15 protein-coding genes are annotated in these 19,013 nt (G+C 66.3%); 8 read left to right on the top strand and 7 right to left on the bottom strand.

Annotated features, from left to right (window positions below):
* Both cydB and ACZ9J7_RS15340 read right to left on the bottom strand, forming a co-directional pair.
* A complete protein-coding gene (gene cydB, locus ACZ9J7_RS15345; RefSeq protein WP_476210590.1) occupies positions 1–1,050 on the bottom strand; it encodes a cytochrome d ubiquinol oxidase subunit II in 1,050 nt (349 codons plus the stop codon).
* A 15-nt stretch (positions 1,051–1,065) separates the two neighbouring features.
* Positions 1,066–2,664 (bottom strand): cytochrome ubiquinol oxidase subunit I, encoded by a 1,599-nt coding sequence (locus ACZ9J7_RS15340; RefSeq protein WP_476210588.1) that lies wholly within the window; start codon positions 2,662–2,664, stop codon positions 1,066–1,068.
* A 261-nt stretch (positions 2,665–2,925) separates the two neighbouring features.
* Between ACZ9J7_RS15340 and ACZ9J7_RS15335 the strand changes: the two genes are divergently transcribed.
* On the top strand, positions 2,926–3,309 hold the full coding sequence (locus ACZ9J7_RS15335; RefSeq protein ID WP_018769682.1) for a BlaI/MecI/CopY family transcriptional regulator: 384 nt from the start codon (positions 2,926–2,928) through the stop codon (positions 3,307–3,309).
* A gap of 6 nt (positions 3,310–3,315) precedes the next feature.
* On the top strand, positions 3,316–4,308 hold the full coding sequence (locus ACZ9J7_RS15330) for a M56 family metallopeptidase (RefSeq protein WP_476210585.1): 993 nt from the start codon (positions 3,316–3,318) through the stop codon (positions 4,306–4,308).
* A 71-nt stretch (positions 4,309–4,379) separates the two neighbouring features.
* Here the strand turns inward: ACZ9J7_RS15330 and ACZ9J7_RS15325 are convergent, their stop codons facing one another.
* Positions 4,380–6,488, bottom strand: coding sequence for a DNA gyrase/topoisomerase IV subunit B (locus ACZ9J7_RS15325; RefSeq protein WP_476210584.1), 2,109 nt, complete (start codon positions 6,486–6,488; stop codon positions 4,380–4,382).
* Between the two features lie 255 nt (positions 6,489–6,743).
* Here ACZ9J7_RS15325 and ACZ9J7_RS15320 point away from each other — a divergent pair, with 255 nt between their 5' ends.
* The gene (locus tag ACZ9J7_RS15320) at positions 6,744–6,965 is read left to right on the top strand and encodes a DUF7455 domain-containing protein (RefSeq protein WP_013600696.1); all 222 of its coding nucleotides are present in this window, start codon (positions 6,744–6,746) and stop codon (positions 6,963–6,965) included.
* A gap of 208 nt (positions 6,966–7,173) precedes the next feature.
* Here the strand turns inward: ACZ9J7_RS15320 and ACZ9J7_RS15315 are convergent, their stop codons facing one another.
* From ACZ9J7_RS15315 to ACZ9J7_RS15300, 4 genes are all read right to left on the bottom strand, one after another.
* Positions 7,174–8,481, bottom strand: a complete 1,308-nt coding sequence (locus tag ACZ9J7_RS15315) for an RNA polymerase sigma factor (protein WP_476210579.1) — start codon at positions 8,479–8,481, stop codon at positions 7,174–7,176.
* A 402-nt stretch (positions 8,482–8,883) separates the two neighbouring features.
* Complete coding sequence (locus ACZ9J7_RS15310) at positions 8,884–10,194, bottom strand: DUF4192 family protein (protein ID WP_476210578.1); 1,311 nt, start codon at positions 10,192–10,194, stop codon at positions 8,884–8,886.
* A gap of 123 nt (positions 10,195–10,317) precedes the next feature.
* Entirely contained in the window at positions 10,318–11,664 is a 1,347-nt protein-coding gene (locus ACZ9J7_RS15305) for an MFS transporter (RefSeq protein ID WP_476210576.1), read from the bottom strand.
* A 52-nt stretch (positions 11,665–11,716) separates the two neighbouring features.
* Complete coding sequence (locus ACZ9J7_RS15300; RefSeq protein ID WP_476210575.1) at positions 11,717–12,655, bottom strand: proteasome assembly chaperone family protein; 939 nt, start codon at positions 12,653–12,655, stop codon at positions 11,717–11,719.
* Positions 12,656–12,910: 255 nt separating this feature from the next.
* Here ACZ9J7_RS15300 and ACZ9J7_RS15295 point away from each other — a divergent pair, with 255 nt between their 5' ends.
* The 5 genes from ACZ9J7_RS15295 (at position 12,911) to ACZ9J7_RS15275 (ending at position 18,998) form a co-directional block, all read left to right on the top strand.
* Positions 12,911–14,434 carry a leucyl aminopeptidase gene (locus ACZ9J7_RS15295; RefSeq protein WP_476210573.1) on the top strand — a complete coding sequence of 508 codons (1,524 nt, stop codon included), beginning with the start codon at positions 12,911–12,913 and terminating at the stop codon, positions 14,432–14,434.
* Between the two features lie 254 nt (positions 14,435–14,688).
* On the top strand, positions 14,689–16,071 hold the full coding sequence (gene lpdA / locus ACZ9J7_RS15290; RefSeq protein ID WP_476210571.1) for a dihydrolipoyl dehydrogenase: 1,383 nt from the start codon (positions 14,689–14,691) through the stop codon (positions 16,069–16,071).
* A 114-nt stretch (positions 16,072–16,185) separates the two neighbouring features.
* A complete protein-coding gene (gene sucB, locus ACZ9J7_RS15285) occupies positions 16,186–17,934 on the top strand; it encodes a 2-oxoglutarate dehydrogenase, E2 component, dihydrolipoamide succinyltransferase (protein WP_476210570.1) in 1,749 nt (582 codons plus the stop codon).
* A gap of 147 nt (positions 17,935–18,081) precedes the next feature.
* Complete coding sequence (locus ACZ9J7_RS15280) at positions 18,082–18,435, top strand: hypothetical protein (RefSeq protein ID WP_141160817.1); 354 nt, start codon at positions 18,082–18,084, stop codon at positions 18,433–18,435.
* Between the two features lie 134 nt (positions 18,436–18,569).
* The gene (locus ACZ9J7_RS15275) at positions 18,570–18,998 is read left to right on the top strand and encodes an OsmC family protein (protein ID WP_175319382.1); all 429 of its coding nucleotides are present in this window, start codon (positions 18,570–18,572) and stop codon (positions 18,996–18,998) included.
* The last annotated feature ends 15 nt before the right edge of the window (positions 18,999–19,013 follow it).

Here is a 19,013-nt window from a genome sequence, read left to right as displayed (position 1 = left end):
TCAGCCCTTGGTGGTGAAGGCCCTGGCAGCGACCGCCGGGAGGAAGCTGTGGGCTTCCGGGATGTGCGCTGCGCTCACCCGGCGGCGGAACACCCAGTAGGTCCATGCCTGGTACGCAATGACCAGGGGAAGGCCGAATGCCGCCACGACGCTCATCAGTCCCAGGGTGTAGTCCGAGGAGGATGCGTTGGAGACGGTGAGGTCGAAGGCGCTGTCCAGCGTGGAGGGCAGCACCACGGGGAAGACCGCACCAAAGATGGATGCCGTGCCCAGCACCAGGAAGCCGCCGAGGGCCAGGAACGCCCTGCCTTCAGCACCCTTCCGGGCCAGCAGCCAGGCCGTAACGGCGGCGGCAACGGCCAGGATGACGGCGGCCCAGGTCCAGGGCTTCCCGTCCATGAACTGGATGGCCAGCGCCCACGCGGCGATGGGCAGCAGCAGGACCGGCAGGAGCCGCACAAACCACTGGCGGGCACGGTGCCGGACGTCCCCGTCGGTTTTCAGGGCCAGGAAGGCCAGCGCGTGCAGGAGCGAGAAGCCCACCACTGCCGCGCCGCCAAGGAGGGCGTATCCGCTGAACCAGGCCATGGGGCCGCCTTCGCGGTCACCGTTGGCGTTCAGCGGCAGGCCGGTGGTGGTGAGGGCCAAGGCGGCGCCGACGCCGAATGCGGCGAAGAAGGAACCCAGCGCGATGGCCCAGTCCCAGCGGTTCCGCCAGCTGTCGGTGTCCACTTTGCCGCGGTATTCGAACGCCACCGCGCGGAAGATCAGGGCCAGCAGGACCACCAGGAGCGGGAGGTAGAGCGCGGAGAACAAGGACGCGTACCACAGCGGGAAGGCCGCGAAGGTGGCACCGCCTGCAGTCAGCAGCCACACCTCGTTGCCGTCCCAGACGGGCCCGATGGTGTTCAGGAGCACGCGGCGTTCGGTGTTGTTGCGGGCGAAGAGCTTCATCAGCATCCCGACGCCCAGGTCGAAGCCTTCGAGGAAGAGGTAGCCGGTCCACAGCACCGCAATGGCGATGAACCAGATGGTGGGCAGCAGTTCCATTGTGTGTTTCCTCTGCTAGTAGGCGAAGGCCAGGACGTCGTCGGCGGGTTTGGGGCCGCCGTCGGGGCCCGGGGTTTCATCCTCGTTTTCGTCCGCGGGTGCATGGGCGAGTTCCGGCATCGCGGAGACCACGCCGCCGCGGATGTACTTGACCAGCAGTTTCACTTCCACCACCAGCAGGACGGCGTAGACGGCGGTCAGGGCCACCAGCGAGGCGATCAGTTCACCGGCGGAGACGCCGGGTGATACGGCGGCGGCGGTGAACATGAATACCTGGTCGATGCCGCTCGGATCAGGGTTGGGTGCCACGACGAACGGCTGGCGGCCCATCTCGGTGAAGATCCAGCCGGCGGCGTTGGCACCGAAGGGTGCAAGGATGCCAAACACTGCCAGGCGCATTAGCCACCGGGATTCCGGCACCGTCCCCTTGCGGGTTATCCAGAGTGCCACCAGCGCAGCCAGCGCGGCGAGGCCGCCAAAGCCGATCATCATCCGGAAGCCCCAGTAGGTGACTTCCATGACGGGCACGTACTGGATCTCCTGGCCGGCGCGGTCACCGTAGATCGGGTTGTCCGGGAGGGTGGTTCCGTATTTTTCCTTGTACTCGGGCAGCAGGCTGTTGACGCCCTTCACCTCGGTGGTGAAGTCACCCTTGGCCAGGAAGGAGAGGATGCCGGGGACCTCGATCACTGCCACGACGTCGTCGCAGTTCTTCGAGCCCACGTTGCCGACACTGAGGACGGAGAAGCCGGTGCCGTCGTGGCACGCGGCCTCGGCCGCGGCCATCTTCATGGGCTGCTGCTGGAACATGAGCTTGCCCTGCAGGTCACCGGTGACGGCAGTGCCGGCAAAGGAGATCATGGCCACCACGGCGCCGATGCGCAGGGAGCGGATCCACACCTTGTAGTCGGCCCGGTCGCGGCCGGAGATCCTGGCGTCTTCGCCGGGGATGACCCGGCCGTCGGCACCCACGGTGTCGACGCCGTCGTGCCGTCTCCGCCACAGGTGGTACCAGGCGATGCCCAGGAGGAAGCCGCCGGCCACGGCGAGGGCGCCGAACAGGGTGTGCGGCACGGCAACCAGGGCGGTGTTGTTGGTGAAGACAGCCCAGGCGTCGGTCATGACGGGCCGGCCGTTGATCATTTCCACGCCCACCGGGTGCTGCATCCAGCTGTTGGCGACGATGATGAAGTAGGCGGACAGCGCCGATCCGATGACGGCCACCCAGAGGCAGGCGAGGTGGATGGCGGGTTTGAGCTGCTTCCAGCCGAAGATCCACAGGCCCAGGAAGGTGGACTCGACGAAGAAGGCCAGGAGGGCCTCGAGGGCCAGCGGGGCGCCGAAGACGTCCCCGACGAAGCGGCTGTACTCGCTCCAGGCCATGCCGAACTGGAACTCCTGGACGATGCCGGTGGCAACGCCCATGATGAAGTTGATGAGGAAAAGCTTTCCCCAGAATTTGGTCATGCGCAGGTACTCCGGCTTGCCGGTGCGGTGCCAGGCCGTTTGGATCACGGCGACCACCAGGCCCAGCCCGATGGTCAGCGGCACCATCATGAAGTGGTAGACCGTGGTGATGCCGAATTGCCAGCGTGCGATTTCCAAGGCGTCCATGGCAGTCCCTACTGTTAGCCAATGCAGTTTTCTACGCTTCGTAGAACTGTAACTTCTACACAGTGTAGAACATGGTCGATGGCGGACGAAAACCAATCGCCCTCCCCTAGGATCGCCCACCGGGGCGCGGCGCGCCAGATGTTCTACCCGATGTAGAAGGTTCCGCGTTTTCGGGGTAAATTTAGTTGTGTAGTTGAACAACCGCGTGACGTCACCGGGCGCGCTACAGCGCACGGTGCGGGGAAATAAAGGAAAAGTGACATGGCTAGTCTTGGTGAACTGGAACGGGCAGTGATGGACCTGCTCTGGGCGGGCCAGGAAGCGGCTACGGCCAATACCCTGAGGGATCAGTTGGCGCGCACGTCGGCGGCGCAGGGCGGCCCCGGCCATGAAGGCAAGGAACTGGCTGTCACCACTGTGCTTACCGTACTTTCCCGCCTGGAGAAGAAGGGCCTGGTTGAGCGCGAACGCGGAACCCGCCCGCACCGCTACCAGGCAGTGTCCAGCCGTGCAGACCACACCGCCGAACTCATGCATGAGGTCCTCGGGTCTGCCCCGGACCGCGAGGCCGTGCTGGCCCGCTTCATCGGGTCCGTCTCCGAAGGTGAAGCCGAAACGCTGCGCAAACTGCTGGGCCACCTTTAACACACCATGTTCTGGGCCTCATACCTGCTGGCGGTCCTTGCGATAATCCTGGCGTGGCCGGTGCCGATCCTCCTTTCACGGGCCCAGTGGCCGGCCAGGTCGCCCTTCACGGCCATGCTGTTGTGGCAGGCGATCGCACTCGCAGGTGGCCTCTCCATGATCGGCGCCATGCTGGTCTACGGCCTGGAACCTGTCGGAGATAACCTCATCGCGGGGCTGCGCGCCCTTGCCGGCATGGTGCTCTTTAATGCCCCCACCACGGCGCTGGGGTTCTGGCATATCTTCGCCCTGTCCGCGGCGGCCCTGCTCACGGCCCACCTGGTCTTCACCCTGCTGCTGACGTACTACAAAATCCAGCGGCAGCGGCGCCGGCACCGCGAACTGCTCGCCATCCTTGCCTCACCGTCCGGCCAGGACGCCGGAACGCTGGTCATCAGCCATGATTCCCCTGTTGCCTATTGCCTTCCGGGGGGCGCCCGCTCGGTCACCGTCCTGTCGGATGGGCTGATGGCTGCCCTTGAACCGGCTGAGCTCCGTGCCGTCCTGATCCATGAGAACGCCCACCTGAGCCAGCGGCACCACCTGCTCCTGTGGGCCTTCGCGGCCTGGCGGCAGGCCCTCCCCTGGCTGCCCACCACCCGGCTTGCGCAGGAGTCGGTGAATTCGCTGATCGAGATGCTGGCCGACGACGTCGCCCTTCGGACAGAAAGCAAAGCGACGCTCATCAAGGCCATCGCCATTGTGGCCAGCGGCTCGGCGGGCAACGCCGGCAGCGGCGACATCCGGCCGTCGTCCCCTACGCTTGCCCTTTCGGGCCTGGAGGCGGCGTCGGGCGGACCTGGCTCGGACGCTGTCCGGACGGCAGCTTCCCGGGTCAGCCGGCTCCTGACGCCGCAGCGCCAGCTTCCTGCCGCTGTCCGCAGCGCCGTGCTGGCCGGCTGCATCCTGCTGCTGGCGCTGCCCACCGCCCTGCTGGTGGTTCCCGGACTGCTCGGCTGACGCGCCGCCGGCGCGCACTGCCTCCCGGGGGTTGTGCACCCGGTGGTTGAGCCTGTCGCACCAGGTGGTTGTCAGGCGTCGATGCGCTCCCGGTCCAGGCTGGAGGCGCCGGCAATGATGAAGTCCTTGCGCGGTGACACATCCGAGCCCATCAGCAGGTCGAAAATCTCCTCGGCCTGCTGCGCATTCTCGATCCCCACTTTGCGGAGGGTGCGGTGCCGCGGGTCCATGGTGGTCTCGGCCAACTGCTCGGCGTCCATCTCCCCCAGGCCCTTGTACCGCTGGATCGGCTCCTTGTACCGCTTGCCCTCCTTCGCCAGGCGGGCCAGCAGCACGTGGAGCTCGGCCTCGGAGTAGGTATAGATCATCTCGTTGGCCTTCTGGCCGGCGTTGATGACCTCCACCCGGTGCAGCGGCGGCACTGCAGCGAACACCCTGCCTTCAAGGATCATGGGCCGCATATAGCGGAAGAACAAGGTCAGGAGCAGGGTCCGGATGTGGGCACCGTCGACGTCGGCGTCGGTCATCAAGATCACCTTGCCGTAGCGGGCGGCGCTGATATCGAAGCTGCGGCCGGAACCTGCCCCGACCACCTGGATCAGGGCCGCGCACTCGGCGTTGGAGAGCATATCCCCCACCGAGGCCTTCTGGACGTTCAGGATCTTGCCGCGGATGGGCAGCAGGGCCTGGAAGTCGGAGGAACGGGCCAGCTTGGCCGTACCCAGCGCGGAGTCACCTTCCACGATGAACAGTTCGGAACGCCCGACGTCGTCCGTCCGGCAGTCGGCAAGCTTGGTGGGCATGGAGGAGGTTTCCAGGGCGTTCTTGCGCCGTTGGGTCTCCTTATGCACGCGGGCCGAGATGCGGGACTTCATCTCGTTGACGATCTTCTCCAGCAGCAGTGCCGACTGGGCTTTGTCGTTCCGGTTGCTGGAAGACAGCTTGGCCGAGATTTCGCGCTCCACCACCTTGGCCACGATGGCGCGGACGGCGCTGGTGCCCAGGATTTCCTTGGTCTGGCCTTCGAACTGCGGTTCGGCGAGCCGGACGGTCAGCACGGCCGTCAGGCCGGCGAAGATGTCGTCTTTTTCGATCTTGTCGTTGCCCGCCTTGAGCTTGCGGGCATTGGCCTCCACGGCTTTCCGGAAGGTCTTGATCAGGGCCTGCTCAAACCCCGACTGGTGGGTGCCGCCCTTCGGGGTGGCGATGATATTCACGAAGCTCCGCACGGCACTGTCGTAGCCGATCCCCCACCGGAGGGCCACATCCACCTCGCAGTCGCGCTCCACCTCGGCCAGCTGGCTGTGGCCGCGCTCATCAAGGACCGGGACCGTCTCCTTGAACTTGCCGGAGCCGTGAAGCCGCCAGACGTCCGTGACGGCCGGATCGGCAGCAAGGAACTCGACGAACTCGGAGATGCCGCCATCGTGGTGGAAAACCTCTTCGAAGGGCCCGGACTCCCCCGGGGTGCCGGGGACCCTGCGCTCGTCCCGGACGGTCAGCTTGAGGCCGGGCACCAGGAATGAGGTCTGGCGTGCGCGGGCCACGAGGTCCTCGTAGGAGAACTTGGCGTCGGGGGTGAAGATCTGGCGGTCCGCCCAGTAGCGGATCCGGGTCCCGGTGACGCCGCGCTTGGCCTTGCCCACCACGTCCAGCACGGAGTCATTGACGAACGGCGTGAAGGTAGCTGCCGGGTCCAGGCGGGACCCGGTGTCCTTGAAGCGGCCGGGCTCACCACGGCGGAAGGACATCCTGTACGTCTTGCCGCCCCGGTCCACCTCGACGTCCAGCCGCGAGGACAGGGCGTTGACCACCGACGCGCCCACACCGTGCAGGCCGCCGGAGGCGGTGTAGGAACCGCCGCCGAACTTGCCGCCGGCGTGCAGCTTGGTGAACACCACTTCGACGCCGGTGAGTCCCGTCTTGGGCTCCTTGTCGATGGGGATGCCGCGGCCGTCGTCGTGGATTTCCACGGAGTTGTCCGCGTGCAGGATGATGCGGATGTCGTGGCCGAACCCGGCCAGGGCCTCGTCCACGGAATTGTCGATGATTTCCCAGAGGCAGTGCATGAGGCCGCGCGAGTCGGTGGAGCCGATGTACATGCCCGGGCGTTTGCGGACGGCTTCGAGGCCCTCCAGGACGGAAAGGTGCCGGGCGGTGTACTCAGAGCTGGGTGCCACTGGTGATGAACTCCTTCAGGGACGTCGAAGCGGCGCTGGGACCGCACCTTCTAGGGTAGACCGCCGCAGCGCACAGACCCGCCTGCCACACCGCCGCGCGGTGTGCGGCGCGCCACGGACCGTGGTGACGGGCGGAACTGGGCAGTTCTTGACCGAACCTTGCGGATACGCGCACAGCGAACTTGCCCCATCCTTGCGATGGATTGGATACGAATGCTGGTTATATAGATGTACTGATCTACTAAGGAGGCCGATATGACAACAGCAGTGGCAGACCGCACGCTCAACGCACTGGACCGGTGCGATCGTTGCGGAGCCCAGGCATATGTCCGGGTTGTACTCGAGTCCTCCGGCGGTGAGCTGTTGTTCTGCGGCCACCACGCCCGTGCAGTCGAAGCGACGCTCAAGCCGTTGAGCTCCGACTGGCACGATGAGACGGGAAAGCTTCACGAGAAAGCTGCCGTGGAAATCGACTAGATGAGGCATCGGTAACAACGAACCCTGCGGGACTCTTCCATTCGGAAGGGTCCCGCAGGCGTTTAAGGACGCTAGGCCGGACTGGCCCGGCCGGCACAGAACAGGGCGCCTGCGAACCCGGAGGCAACAGAGCGCAAACAACAGAGGCCGTCCGGGGACCCACTTTTCAGTGGATCCCGGACGGCCTTTGCCTGTCCAGTGCGGGGTCTTAGTCCAGGTAGTCCCGCAGCACCTGCGACCTGGAGGGGTGCCGGAGCTTCGACATGGTCTTCGATTCGATCTGGCGGATCCGCTCGCGGGTCACGCCGTAGACCTTTCCGATTTCGTCTAAAGTCTTCGGCTGCCCGTCGGTCAGGCCGAAGCGCATGGCAACCACGCCGGCCTCGCGCTCGGAGAGGGTGTCCAGTACCGAGTGCAGCTGCTCCTGCAGGAGGGTGAAGCTCACGGCATCAGCGGGAACAACGGCCTCGGAGTCCTCGATGAGGTCGCCGAACTCGGAGTCGCCGTCCTCGCCCAGCGGGGTGTGCAGCGAAATCGGTTCACGGCCATACTTCTGGACTTCGACAACCTTTTCAGGGGTCATGTCCAGTTCCAGTGCCAGTTCTTCGGGCGTGGGTTCGCGGCCCAGGTCCTGCAGCATCTGGCGCTGGACGCGCGCCAGCTTGTTGATGACTTCAACCATGTGCACCGGAATACGGATGGTGCGGGCCTGGTCCGCCATGGCACGGGTGATGGCCTGGCGGATCCACCAGGTGGCGTAGGTGGAGAACTTGAAGCCCTTGGTGTAGTCGAACTTCTCAACAGCGCGGATAAGGCCAAGGTTGCCTTCCTGGATCAGGTCCAGGAAGAGCATGCCGCGGCCGGTGTAGCGCTTGGCGAGCGAGACCACGAGGCGCAGGTTGGCCTCGAGCAGGTGGTTCTTGGCGCGCTTGCCGTCGTGGATGATGAATTCGAGTTCGCGCTTGTACTTCGGATCCATGGATCCGTCGTCCGCGGCGATCTTCTCCTCGGCGAACAGCCCGGCTTCGATCCGCAGCGCAAGGTCCACTTCCTGCTCCGCGTTGAGCAGTGCCACCTTGCCGATCTGCTTCAGGTAGTCCTTGACGGGGTCCGCGGTGGCACCGGCGGACATGACCTGCTGCACCGGGGCGTCGTCGTCGTCCGCGTCGGAGTAGACAAAGCCCTTGCCGCTGCCGGCTGCACCCTTGACGGGATCGGCATCGGTATCGGCATCCTCTACTGCGTCCGGGCCTTCGAGGACGTCGAGGTCTTCCTCAGCGTCCTCAACCTCGTCCGCGTCATCGGCGGACTTTCCTGCGGCCGCTGCCGCAGCCTTGGCGCCGGGCTTGGGCCCTCGCTTCTTGGGCTCGCGCTTGCCGTCCGCTGCAGCCTCGCCTGCCGAAGCCTTGTTGGCAGCCCGTGTGGCTGCCCGCTTGGCATTGGTCGCGGCCTGCTTCTCCTCAGGGGACAAGACATCCTGGGCGGCGGAATCCTTCTTCGTGGAAGACGGGGTCACAGAAAACCTTTCTAGCGGTGGTCTGTGGAATCACCATACGGGCAACACCACTATGACCCTGTCAAGTCCGTGATGAAAACCAAGCACCACCACGGCCGGCAGAGTCACTTAAGACAACTCCCGGAGCGGCTGTAATGTTCCCTTGCGGGGACGCTTACAAGCACTCGATACACGGACCCAACCGGGTCTCGGCATCCATTGTCTCATGATTTGCCCGGATCCGGCCTCTCCTGCCGCTATCCGTTACTGCTGCCCCTCCACGGTGCCGCTGACAGTGACCTTTACAGTGCCACCGCGCCGGTCGGCACCGCACCCCTACCCTGAACGGATTCCGCCGCACCGGGCGGCAGCGCACCCCTATCATGGGCGGATACCTCCGCGCCGGCCGGTCCCCGACTCCGATCACTCCCCGGCCGGGATCTCCGGGAACTTCTGCCAGGCCGCGTCTTTCCGCGCAGCCCAGCCGCAAAGGGTTCCCCTGCCCACAAGGTCCAGCAGAAGTTCCGCCAGCCGGTATCCCGGCTCAAGCTCAAGGGCCCGCCCCAGGTAGGCAGCCGAGTACGATCCGCGGCCCCGGCACCACGAGACCCAGCCCTGGAGCGTCAGGGCTGCCGCGGCCGCAGGGCCGCCCAAAGCAGCCAACTGGGCAAGAACCCGGTCCAATGTTTCCAGGGCCTCCCAATCGGGAACCTCGGGTGCCATGCCCACGAGGACCTCGCCGTAGCCTGCGGGAACGGATCCGGCGCCCGTTCCGGTCTCCCGCACTGGACGCGGCGCCCGTGGACGGACCGCCTTGGGCCCCGCGGCGGCCCCTGCCCGGCCCCGCCCCTGAGATCGGCGCGCAGCTGACGCCGGCGGCAACAGCGGCAGCGGCACCACGCAAGCGTCGTTGCCGTCGGCGGCCGGGTCCTTGAAGACAGCAAACTGGCCGACTCCGGCCGCCGCAGCATTCCTGCCGGCGGCCGCCATCACCAGCACGGCGTCGCGCCAGGTGGGGCAGAGCAGGGTGGCCCTGAGGAAGGCGTCCCGCTCGACGTCCGGGATCCACGGCCCGGACCCGGACCGCTCGAGCAGCATCTCCCAGAAATCGAGCACGGCATTGAACTGCTGCCTGCTCCCGGAGCGCCTGCCAAGCTGTGCTTCCCAGCCCGCCTGAGCCTCGTTGACAGCTGCCAGGTGGATGGCGGGGACGGAAGCTGCCGGGCCGCCGCCTGCTGCCGGAGCCGGGCCGACGCTGCTGCCCCTGTACACCATTTCGGTGTTCAGCGTGCTGTCCCGGATCTGCTGCACCGGGCGCCCCGGAAGCGGGCAGCACGAAGGATCGCTGCACAGTGCGTCGCGCCAGTAGTTCTCCCCCACGAACCAGGCATCCCGGACGGGCATCCCGGCCCTAGCCAGGACTGACTGCACCACCAGGACAAGGCGGTGGTAGGCGGACGGCGGAGCCATCATCGCGTCGCTGGTGAAGACGGCAAGCAACGAGCCGTCAGCTTCCTGGTCGGACGCCAGGTAACTCCGGACGGCGCCGGCAAAACCGGCGGGGTCTGCCTGGACGTCCGGCCCCGGGAGGTCGAGCCGCAGCGTGGCGCCGAGCCTGGTGCCGTGCAGCGTGATGGCCACCAGGCTGGAGGCAGGCCAGTACCCCAGGGAATGTGGAATGAAACCGAGAATATCTTCGGGTCCGCGGACTGTGAGTCGTTCTGAAGCTGTCATGGCTCCAGCTTTTGCCCGGACGCGGCGCCCGGTAAGGGAGTTCCCGCTGTAAGTGGACAAGTGCGGCCGCCCGGGGACCCGGGGTGGTCAAGACCGCATCAAACACGGCCTGTGCAGGAGCAGTCAGTCGTCGCGGGGCGTTGTCTGGCGGCGGCGCGCCAGGCTTTCACGGCGTTGCCGGGCCAGCGCGCTGCGCAGCGGCGGCACCACGATCCCCTGCGCCGCCATCTGCCGGCGCACCTTCCGCCGTGAGGCGATGATGGCGGCGGCGCCGAAGGCCAGGACCAGGAACTGGACGCTCAACGCCAGCCGGAAGGGGTCCAGGCCGTACAGCACCCCCTGGGAGAACCCGGAAGCGTAGAGGACGTCGAGCACCAGGCCGATCAGGAAGATCGACACCAGGGCCGCGATGAAGCCGCCGACGTTGACGATCCCGGTGGCAGTGCCGATCCGGTGCGCGGGATTAAAGGTCCGGGCGAAGTCGAAGCCGATCATGGAGCCCGGGCCGCCGATGGCGAGCACCACCACCAGGCCGGCCAGCAGCCACAGCGGGGCACGGCCGGGCAGCAGCAGCACGGCCGCCCACGCGGCGGCTGTTCCCCCCGCTATCAGCAGCACCATGGTGGAACGGCGCAACGGGTGCCGCGACACGAAGCGTCCAATGAAGGGGCCGACGGCCATGGCGGCAGCGACGTAGAGCGCCATCAGGGCGGCAACGGTTCCGGCATCCAGTCCCTGCCCGGAGATCAGGAACGGATAGCCCCAGGTCATGGCGAAGACGGTGCCGGAAAACTGGATGGTGAAGTGGCTCCACATTCCCAGCCGGGTGCCGGGCTGGCGCCAGGCGCGGGCAAGCGATGCCCCTGTGGCCCTGAGCCCCTGCCGGGCGTGCGGCCGTTCGCTGCCGGGCGGCGCGTCCTGCAGCATCAGGACGACAAGTACGACGGCGAGAGCGGACATTCCGGCCAGCATCAGGAAGGCCGGGGTCCATCCGGACAGGTGCAGCACCAGCGCGAAAGGCAGGACACTGAACAGCTGCCCCAGCTGCCCGGACATCCCTGTCAGCTGCGTGACCAAAGGCACACGGGCGGGAGCGAACCACAACGGAATGAGCCGGATCACGGAGATAAAGGTCATGGCGTCGCCGGCGCCCACGAGCACGCGGCCCAGGACTCCCCCGGGGATGCTTTCGGCAAAGGCGAGCTGCAGCTGCCCGAGTCCCATCAGGACCGCACCGCCGGCGATCATGGCCCGCGATCCGAACCTGTCCACCAGCAGGCCCACGGGAATTTGGAGGCCCGCGTAGACCAGCAGCTGCAGGACGGTGAAGAAGGAGATGGCAGAGGCGGTGGCGTGGAACCGCTCGGTCGCCTCCAGGCCCACCACACCAAACGAGGTCCGCTGCGCCACGGCCACCAGGTACCCGAAAATTCCAATGGTCCAGATAAGCCAGGCGCGGGGTGCAGTCACTCCTTTATTATGCCCGTCCCGCGGGCGCACCCCCGGATGCTGTGACGCCGCGCTACTGCCCGGGGTTCTCCCTGGCCAGGTAGGCCTCCACCGCGGCACCGAGGTCGTCGGCGTCGGGAAGCTCGTCGTTTTCATTGGCCAGCAGCGACCGCCGCACCATGCCGTCTGCCTTCTCGTCATAGCGGGTTTCGAGGCGGGAGACCACCTGCTGGACCTCTTCGGAGGCCTCGATCTGCTCGGCGATTTGGCGGCTGACCTCGCGGCCCGATTCCCGGAGCCGGTCGGTGGGCAGCATGAGGGACGTGGCGGCGCCGAGGTATTCCAGGCCGGCGACGGCGGCGGTGGGGTATTCAGCTTCGGCAAGGTAGTGCGGGACGTGGATGACGTACCCGGCTACGTTGCGTCCGGCCTCGACGAGGCGCAGCTCCAGGATATGGCCGACGGCCGCGGGAACTTCCACGGTGGGCTTCCATACCGAGATGCCCTCGATCAGCTCGGGCCGGTTTCCGTGCACGGTCACGCCCACGGGGCGGGTGTGCGGCACGGGCATCGGAATGGAGTGGATCCAGGTGACCAGGTTGACGTCCAGCTTCTCCACGATGTTAACGACGGCACGGGCAAACCGTTCCCACTGCAGGTCCGGTTCGAAGCCGGCCAGGAGGAGGAACGGCTTCCCCAGCCCGTCCACCAGGCGGTAGAGGGCCAGCCGGGGCTCCTGGTAGTCCTCGATGTGGTCCTCGACGAAGCTCAGGTGCGGCCGCCGGGAGCGGTAGTCAATCAACTGGTCCGCGTCGAAGACCGCGACCGGCTGGGTATCAAGGGAATCCAGCAGTTCCGCGTTGATCTGCTTCACCACGTGGCCGGCGTCGGCAAACCCGGTGAAACCCATGACCAGGTTCAACCCCTGCAGTTCGGGGCTGTGGAACAGCTCGATGTTGCTGGCATAAAGCACGTCGGGGTCCAGCAGGGAGCCGGAAATCCGTTCAAGCACGGCATGTTCCTTTCAGGGTGCGGGTGGACATCATTCATAACGCTGTACGGGCACCCGGCATTCCACGGGCCGGTGTGGCGCACCTCTCAGGAAATTCCCCTGCTGCGCCGGTGAAGGGCTACGATCGGAACTGGCCTGCCAGCCGGGCCTGAACCCACCCGGTGACCGTCCGGAACGGCCGGATCCGGGCCATCATGGCAGCGCGCCCAACATGCATCCCTGCCCGAACGTTTCGAGAATTGAGGACTCATCCCTGTGGTCAAGAATACTGAAGTCAACCTTAGTACCGTCTCGCGGGACCTGAAGAAGAGCCCCAGCGACGCAGTGGTCATCGGGGTGGGGCAGGGAACCGATGGCCCCGTCCTGCTGGAGAACCCGCTGACGGCAAAGTCCGCAGAAGCACTCGCGGACTCACTCAAGGCACTCGGGGTGAGCGGCGCTGCAGACCAGCTGGTCCGCCTGCCGGGCCTGCCCGAGACCGGTGCCGGCATCCTGGTCCTGGCCGGCGTCGGAAAGGTCCCCGCCGCGGGAGCAATCACAGGTGAGGCACTCCGCAGGGCAGCGGGGTCGGCCGTACGGCAGCTGGCCGGCCTGGCCACGGTCACCCTGGCGTTCCCGACGGCGGCAGTGGCGGACGTGGCGGCGGTCGCCGAGGGTGCCGCGCTGGGCGCCTACTCCTTTACCGAGTTCCGGTCCTCAACGGACGGGCTCAAGGATCCGGTCCGCAACGTGATGATCTTCACCGAACTTGCCGGCACCGCAGAACTCGAAGCCGCCCTCAAGCGTGCCGGACTGGTTGCCAAGGCCGTGAACCACACCCGCTCCCTGGTCAACACGCCGCCCAGCCACTTGTACCCGGAATCATTCGCTGAGGCGGCCAAGGACCTGGCCAAGGGCCTCCCCGTCAAGGTCACCGTGTGGGATGAGAAGCGGCTGGAAAAGGAAGGCTTCGGCGGCATCATGGGCGTGGGCAAGGGCTCCACGCGCCAGCCCCGCCTGGTCAAGGTCGAGTACGCCCCAGCCAAGGCGACCGCCAAGATCGCGCTCGTCGGTAAGGGCATCACGTTCGACACCGGCGGGATCTCGCTCAAGCCGGCCCTGAACATGGGTGACATGAAGAGCGACATGGCCGGTGCCGCCGTCGTCCTTAACACCGTCCTGGCCCTCGCGGGACTGGGCCTGCCGGTGAAGGCCACCGCCTGGCTCTGCATTGCCGAGAACATGCCCGGCGGCGGTGCCTCACGCCCCGCCGACGTCCTGACCATGTACGGCGGCAAGACCGTGGAGGTCCTCAACACCGACGCCGAAGGCCGGCTGGTCATGGCCGACGGCATCGTTGCCGCCAGCCGCGAACTCCCCGACGCCATCATCGACGTGGCCACCCTGACGGGCGCACAGCTGATCGCACTGGGCAACCGCACCGCCGGCGTCATGGGCTCGGACAGTGTCACCGGTGCCCTTAAGTCGGCGGCGGACCGTGCGGGCGAGCCGGTGTGGCCCATGCCCCTGCCGGAGGAGCTGCGCCCCACGCTGGACTCCCAGGTGGCGGACCTGGCCAACATCGGCGAACGGCACGGCGGGATGATGACCGCAGCCGTGTTCCTGCGCGAGTTCGTGGGTAAGGACAAGGCAGGCGAACAGATCCCCTGGGCCCACATCGACATCGCGGGACCGTCCTTTAACAATGGAAGCCCTTACGGCTACACGCACAAGCAGGGCACCGGATGCACCGTCCGGACCCTGGTGGCCTACGTGGAAGACATCCTGGCCGCCGCCTGAGAAACCGCTGCAACCCCCGTGCCACGCGGCCCTGCGGCCAGGTGATTCCTGTGCCACAGAGCCGCGTGACACTGGACACAAGCGCTCCACAAACGCAGTGCCAAGGTGGAGCATGGATAGGTGGTTCGCTAAGGTGAACCACGGTAGTCACAAATGCAAGAGAGTTGCCCTGCTGACATAATCACGGCAGTGCAAGTTCCAAGACCAGATGATGCGCGCTGAACGCGTCATCGTTCACGCGAGGGAGCGTTTTAGTGGCCGATCAGGCAACTGCGCAAGAATTCGACATCCTGGTACTCGGTGGCGGCAGCGGCGGATACGCTGCAGCGCTGCGTGCGGTACAGCTCGGCCTCACCGTCGGCCTCGTGGAGAAGGGCAAGCTGGGCGGCACCTGCCTCCACAACGGCTGCATCCCCACCAAGGCCCTGCTGCACTCCGCAGAGCTGGCCGACCACGCCCGTGATTCCGCCAAGTACGGCGTGAACGTCACCCTCGACGGCATCGACATCAACGCCGTCAACGCGTACAAGGACGGCATCATCGCCGGAAAGTACAAGGGCCTGCAGGGCCTCATCAAGTCCAAGGGCATCACCGTCATCGAGGGCGAAGGCAAGCTCCAGGGCACCGACACCGTCGTGGTGAACGGCACCGCCTACAAGGGCAAGAACATCGTCCTGGCCACCGGCTCCTACTCGCGCACCCTTCCGGGCCTCGAAATCGGTGGCAAGGTCATCACCTCCGACCAGGCGCTGACCATGGACTCCATCCCCAAGAGCGCCATCATCCTGGGCGGCGGCGTCATCGGCGTCGAATTCGCTTCGGTCTGGAAGTCGTTCGGCGTGGACGTCACCATCGTCGAAGGCCTGCCCTCCCTCGTTCCCAACGAGGACGCCACCATCGTCAAGAACTTCGAGCGCGCCTTCAAGAAGCGCGGCATCAAGTTCTCCACCGGCATCTTCTTCCAGGGCGTCGAGCAGAATGACGACGGCGTCAAGGTCACCCTGGTGGACGGCAAGACGTTCGAAGCAGACCTGCTGCTGGTCGCCGTGGGCCGTGGCCCCGTCACCGCCAACCTGGGCTACGAGGAAGCCGGCGTCACCATCGACCGCGGCTTCGTCATCACCAACGAGCGCCTCCACACCGGCGTCGGCAACATCTACGCCGTCGGCGACATCGTCCCCGGCGTGCAGCTGGCCCACCGCGGCTACCAGCAGGGCATCTTCGTGGCCGAGGAAATCGCCGGCCTGAAGCCTGTTGTGGTCGAGGACATCAACATCCCCAAGGTCACCTACTCCGAACCCGAGATCGCCACCGTTGGCTACACCGAGAAGGCTGCCAAGGAGAAGTTCGGCGAAGACCAGGTGCAGACCCAGGAATACAACCTGGCCGGCAACGGCAAGAGCTCCATCCTTGGCACCTCCGGCTTGGTCAAGCTGGTCCGCCAGAAGGACGGCCCCGTGGTGGGCGTCCACATGATCGGTGCCCGCATGGGCGAGCAGGTGGGCGAAGCCCAGCTGATCGTGAACTGGGAAGCCTACCCGGAGGACGTTGCGCAGCTGCTGCACGCCCACCCCACCCAGAACGAAGCCCTCGGCGAAGCCCACCTGGCGCTGGCCGGCAAGCCGCTGCACGGCTAGTTCCCCCCAGCATTACCAGGCCCGGTGCACCCGGTCGCGCAGACCGGGTGCACTAGGCTTCCAACAAGGCAGCAATCATTCGCACTAAAGATCAATAAGGAGAACGGGGACGACATGTCTGAATCCGTTAACTTGCCCGCCCTCGGTGAGAGTGTCACCGAAGGAACCGTCACCCGCTGGCTCAAGCAGGTAGGTGACCGGGTAGAGGTGGACGAGCCGCTGCTCGAAGTCTCCACCGACAAAGTAGACACTGAAATCCCCTCTCCCGTAGCTGGCGTGATTGAAGAAATCCTGGTCGCTGAAGACGAGACCGCCGAGGTTGGCGCACCGCTGGTGCGCATCGGCGACGGCTCCGGCGGCGGTTCCGCCCCGGCCGAAGAAGCTCCCGCTGCCGCTCCGGCGCAGGAGGCTCCGGCCCAGGAGGCACCTGCACAGGAAGCACCCGCTGAAGCAGCACCCGCGCAGGAAGCGCCCGCCCAGGAAGCTCCGGCTGCCGGCGGCGAAAGCCACGAAGTAACGCTTCCCGCCCTGGGCGAGAGCGTTACCGAAGGCACCGTCACCCGCTGGCTCAAGGCCGTGGGCGACTCCGTCGAGGTCGACGAGCCCCTGCTCGAGGTCTCCACCGACAAGGTGGACACCGAGATCCCCTCCCCGGTTGCCGGCACGCTGCAGGAAATCCGGGTCAACGAGGACGAGACCGCCGAGGTCGGTTCCGTGCTGGCCGTTATCGGCTCGGGCGCCCCCGCTGCCGCTGCTCCGCAGGCTGCACCCGCAGCTCCCCAGCAGGAAGCTCCGAAGCAGGAAGCCCCCAAGCAGGAAGCACCGAAGCAGGAAGCTCCCGCTCCGGCGGCAGCACCGGCACCTGCCGCAGCTCCGGCGCCCGCCCCACAGGCTGCCCCGGCGGCCCAGGAAGCCGCCCCGGCCGCAGGCTCGGAATCCGGCTACGTCACTCCCCTGGTCCGCAAGCTGGCCAACCAGCACGGCGTGGACATCTCCTCACTGTCCGGCACCGGTGTTGGCGGCCGCATCCGCAAGCAGGATGTCATGGCCGCCGCTGAAGCCAAGGCTGCCCCGGCAGCGGCTCCGGCCGCAGCCCCTGCTGCTTCCGCCCCGGCCGCGTCGGGTGCAGCAGCCTCGTCGCTGCGCGGAACCACCCAGAAGGCTCCCCGCATCCGCCAGGTCATTGCCCGCCGCATGCGCGAGTCCCTCGAGGTCTCCACCCAGCTCACCCAGGTGCACGAAGTGGACATGACCAAGGTCGCCAAGCTGCGCGCCCGCGCCAAGAACTCGTTCCAGGCCCAGAACGGCGTCAAGCTGACCTTCCTGCCGTTCATCGCCAAGGCAGTGGCCGAGGCCCTCAAGCAGCACCCCAAGCTCAACGCTGCGTACGACGAGGACAAGCAGGAAATCACCTACCACAACGCCGAGCACCTGGCGATCGCCGTCGACACCGACAAGGGCCTGCTGGTTCCGGTCATCGCCGACGCCGGCAACCTGAACCTCGCCGGCCTGGCTGGCAAGATTGCCGACGTTGCCTCCCGCACCCGCGATGGCAAGATCGGTCCGGATGAACTGTCCGGCGGCACGTTCAGCATCACCAACATCGGTTCTGTCGGCGCACTGTTCGATACCCCGATCATCAACCAGCCGCAGGTTGGCATCCTGGGCACCGGCGCGATCGTCAAGCGTGCCGTTGTGGTTGCCGACGAAAACGGTGACGACTCCATCGCCATCCGCTCCATGATGTACCTGTCCCTGACGTACGACCACCGCCTGGTGGACGGCGCGGACGCGGGCCGGTTCCTCCAGACCCTGAAGGCACGCCTCGAAGAAGGCGCCTTCGAAGCGGACCTGGGGCTGTAACAGCCAGCCACGAACGACGGCGGCGGGTGCCATCGGTGGGATAACCACCGGCGGCGCGCGCCGCCGTCGTTGTTTAACGGGCTCCGGGCACGGGTGGCCAGCGTGGCTTTGCTACAGGCGGTAGAAGTGACTGGCTAAGCTGGAGCCATGACTATCCTCTTTAACATCCTGGTTTTCCTGCACGTAGTGGGCGCGGCCATGATCGTCGGCTATTGGATCGCCACGATGCGGACCCCTACCGTGCACCCGCGCCAGCGTGACGGTGCCTTCCTGCAGCTTCTTACCGGCATCGCCATGATGGGCATCCTTCCGTTCCTGCCGGACAAGGACCCCAACTACGCCAAGCTGGGCATCAAGTTCGTCATCGCCATCGTGGTTGCCGTCCTGGCCATTATCGGCACCCGCAAGGTCAAGAAGGGTGAACCCGTCTCCACCGGCCTCGCCCACGGTGTAGGCGGCCTGGCCCTGGTCAACATCGCCATCGCCACCATCTGGCAGTAAACCCAAGCCGGGAGCCGGTCATAATCCTCTGAGAGCGGACAATCCGTGCGCGGCAGGGGCTGGATCCCTAGGATGGGAAACGGTGGGCCCGGCCATGCCGCCGGACCCGGACCGAATCGACGTTGAGGAGAGACATGGCTACAACACGCAACGCCCACACCGTATGGACCGGAAGCCTGACCGAGGGCTCGGGCAACACCACCCTGGACAGCTCCGGCCTGGGCACCTTCGATGTCACCTGGAAGGCGCGCACGGAGGCTGCCGGCGGAAAGACCAGCCCGGAAGAGCTGATCGCAGCCGCCCACTCGGCCTGCTTCTCCATGGCGTTCAGCCACGAACTCAGCCAGGCGGGCTTCACGCCGGAAGAGGTCAACACCAAGTCGGAGGTTGGTTTCCAGCCCGGAACCGGCATCACCGGCAGCCACCTGACCCTCAACGCCCGCATCCCCGGCATCTCGGAAGAAGACTTCCAGCGCATTGCCGAGGCCGCCAAGAAGGGCTGCCCGGTGTCCCAGGCCCTGGCCGGAATCGAGATCACCCTCGACGCCACGCTGCAGTCCTAGGTTCCGCACCCCCGC

It is taken from the genome of Pseudarthrobacter sp. TE9888 (genome assembly GCF_056279345.1).
Note: the sequence above shows the minus strand (reverse complement) of the source record. Positions and strands in the feature narration are given on the sequence as shown.

Coding starts and splice junctions, on each gene's coding strand:
- cydB (WP_476210590.1), bottom strand. CDS start 1,050: ATGGAACTGCTGCCCACCATCTGGTTCATCGCCATTGCGGTGCTGTGG.
- ACZ9J7_RS15340 (WP_476210588.1), bottom strand. CDS start 2,664: ATGGACGCCTTGGAAATCGCACGCTGGCAATTCGGCATCACCACGGTC.
- ACZ9J7_RS15335 (WP_018769682.1), top strand. CDS start 2,926: ATGGCTAGTCTTGGTGAACTGGAACGGGCAGTGATGGACCTGCTCTGG.
- ACZ9J7_RS15330 (WP_476210585.1), top strand. CDS start 3,316: ATGTTCTGGGCCTCATACCTGCTGGCGGTCCTTGCGATAATCCTGGCG.
- ACZ9J7_RS15320 (WP_013600696.1), top strand. CDS start 6,744: ATGACAACAGCAGTGGCAGACCGCACGCTCAACGCACTGGACCGGTGC.
- ACZ9J7_RS15310 (WP_476210578.1), bottom strand. CDS start 10,194: ATGACAGCTTCAGAACGACTCACAGTCCGCGGACCCGAAGATATTCTC.
- sucB (WP_476210570.1), top strand. CDS start 16,186: ATGTCTGAATCCGTTAACTTGCCCGCCCTCGGTGAGAGTGTCACCGAA.
- ACZ9J7_RS15280 (WP_141160817.1), top strand. CDS start 18,082: ATGACTATCCTCTTTAACATCCTGGTTTTCCTGCACGTAGTGGGCGCG.
- ACZ9J7_RS15275 (WP_175319382.1), top strand. CDS start 18,570: ATGGCTACAACACGCAACGCCCACACCGTATGGACCGGAAGCCTGACC.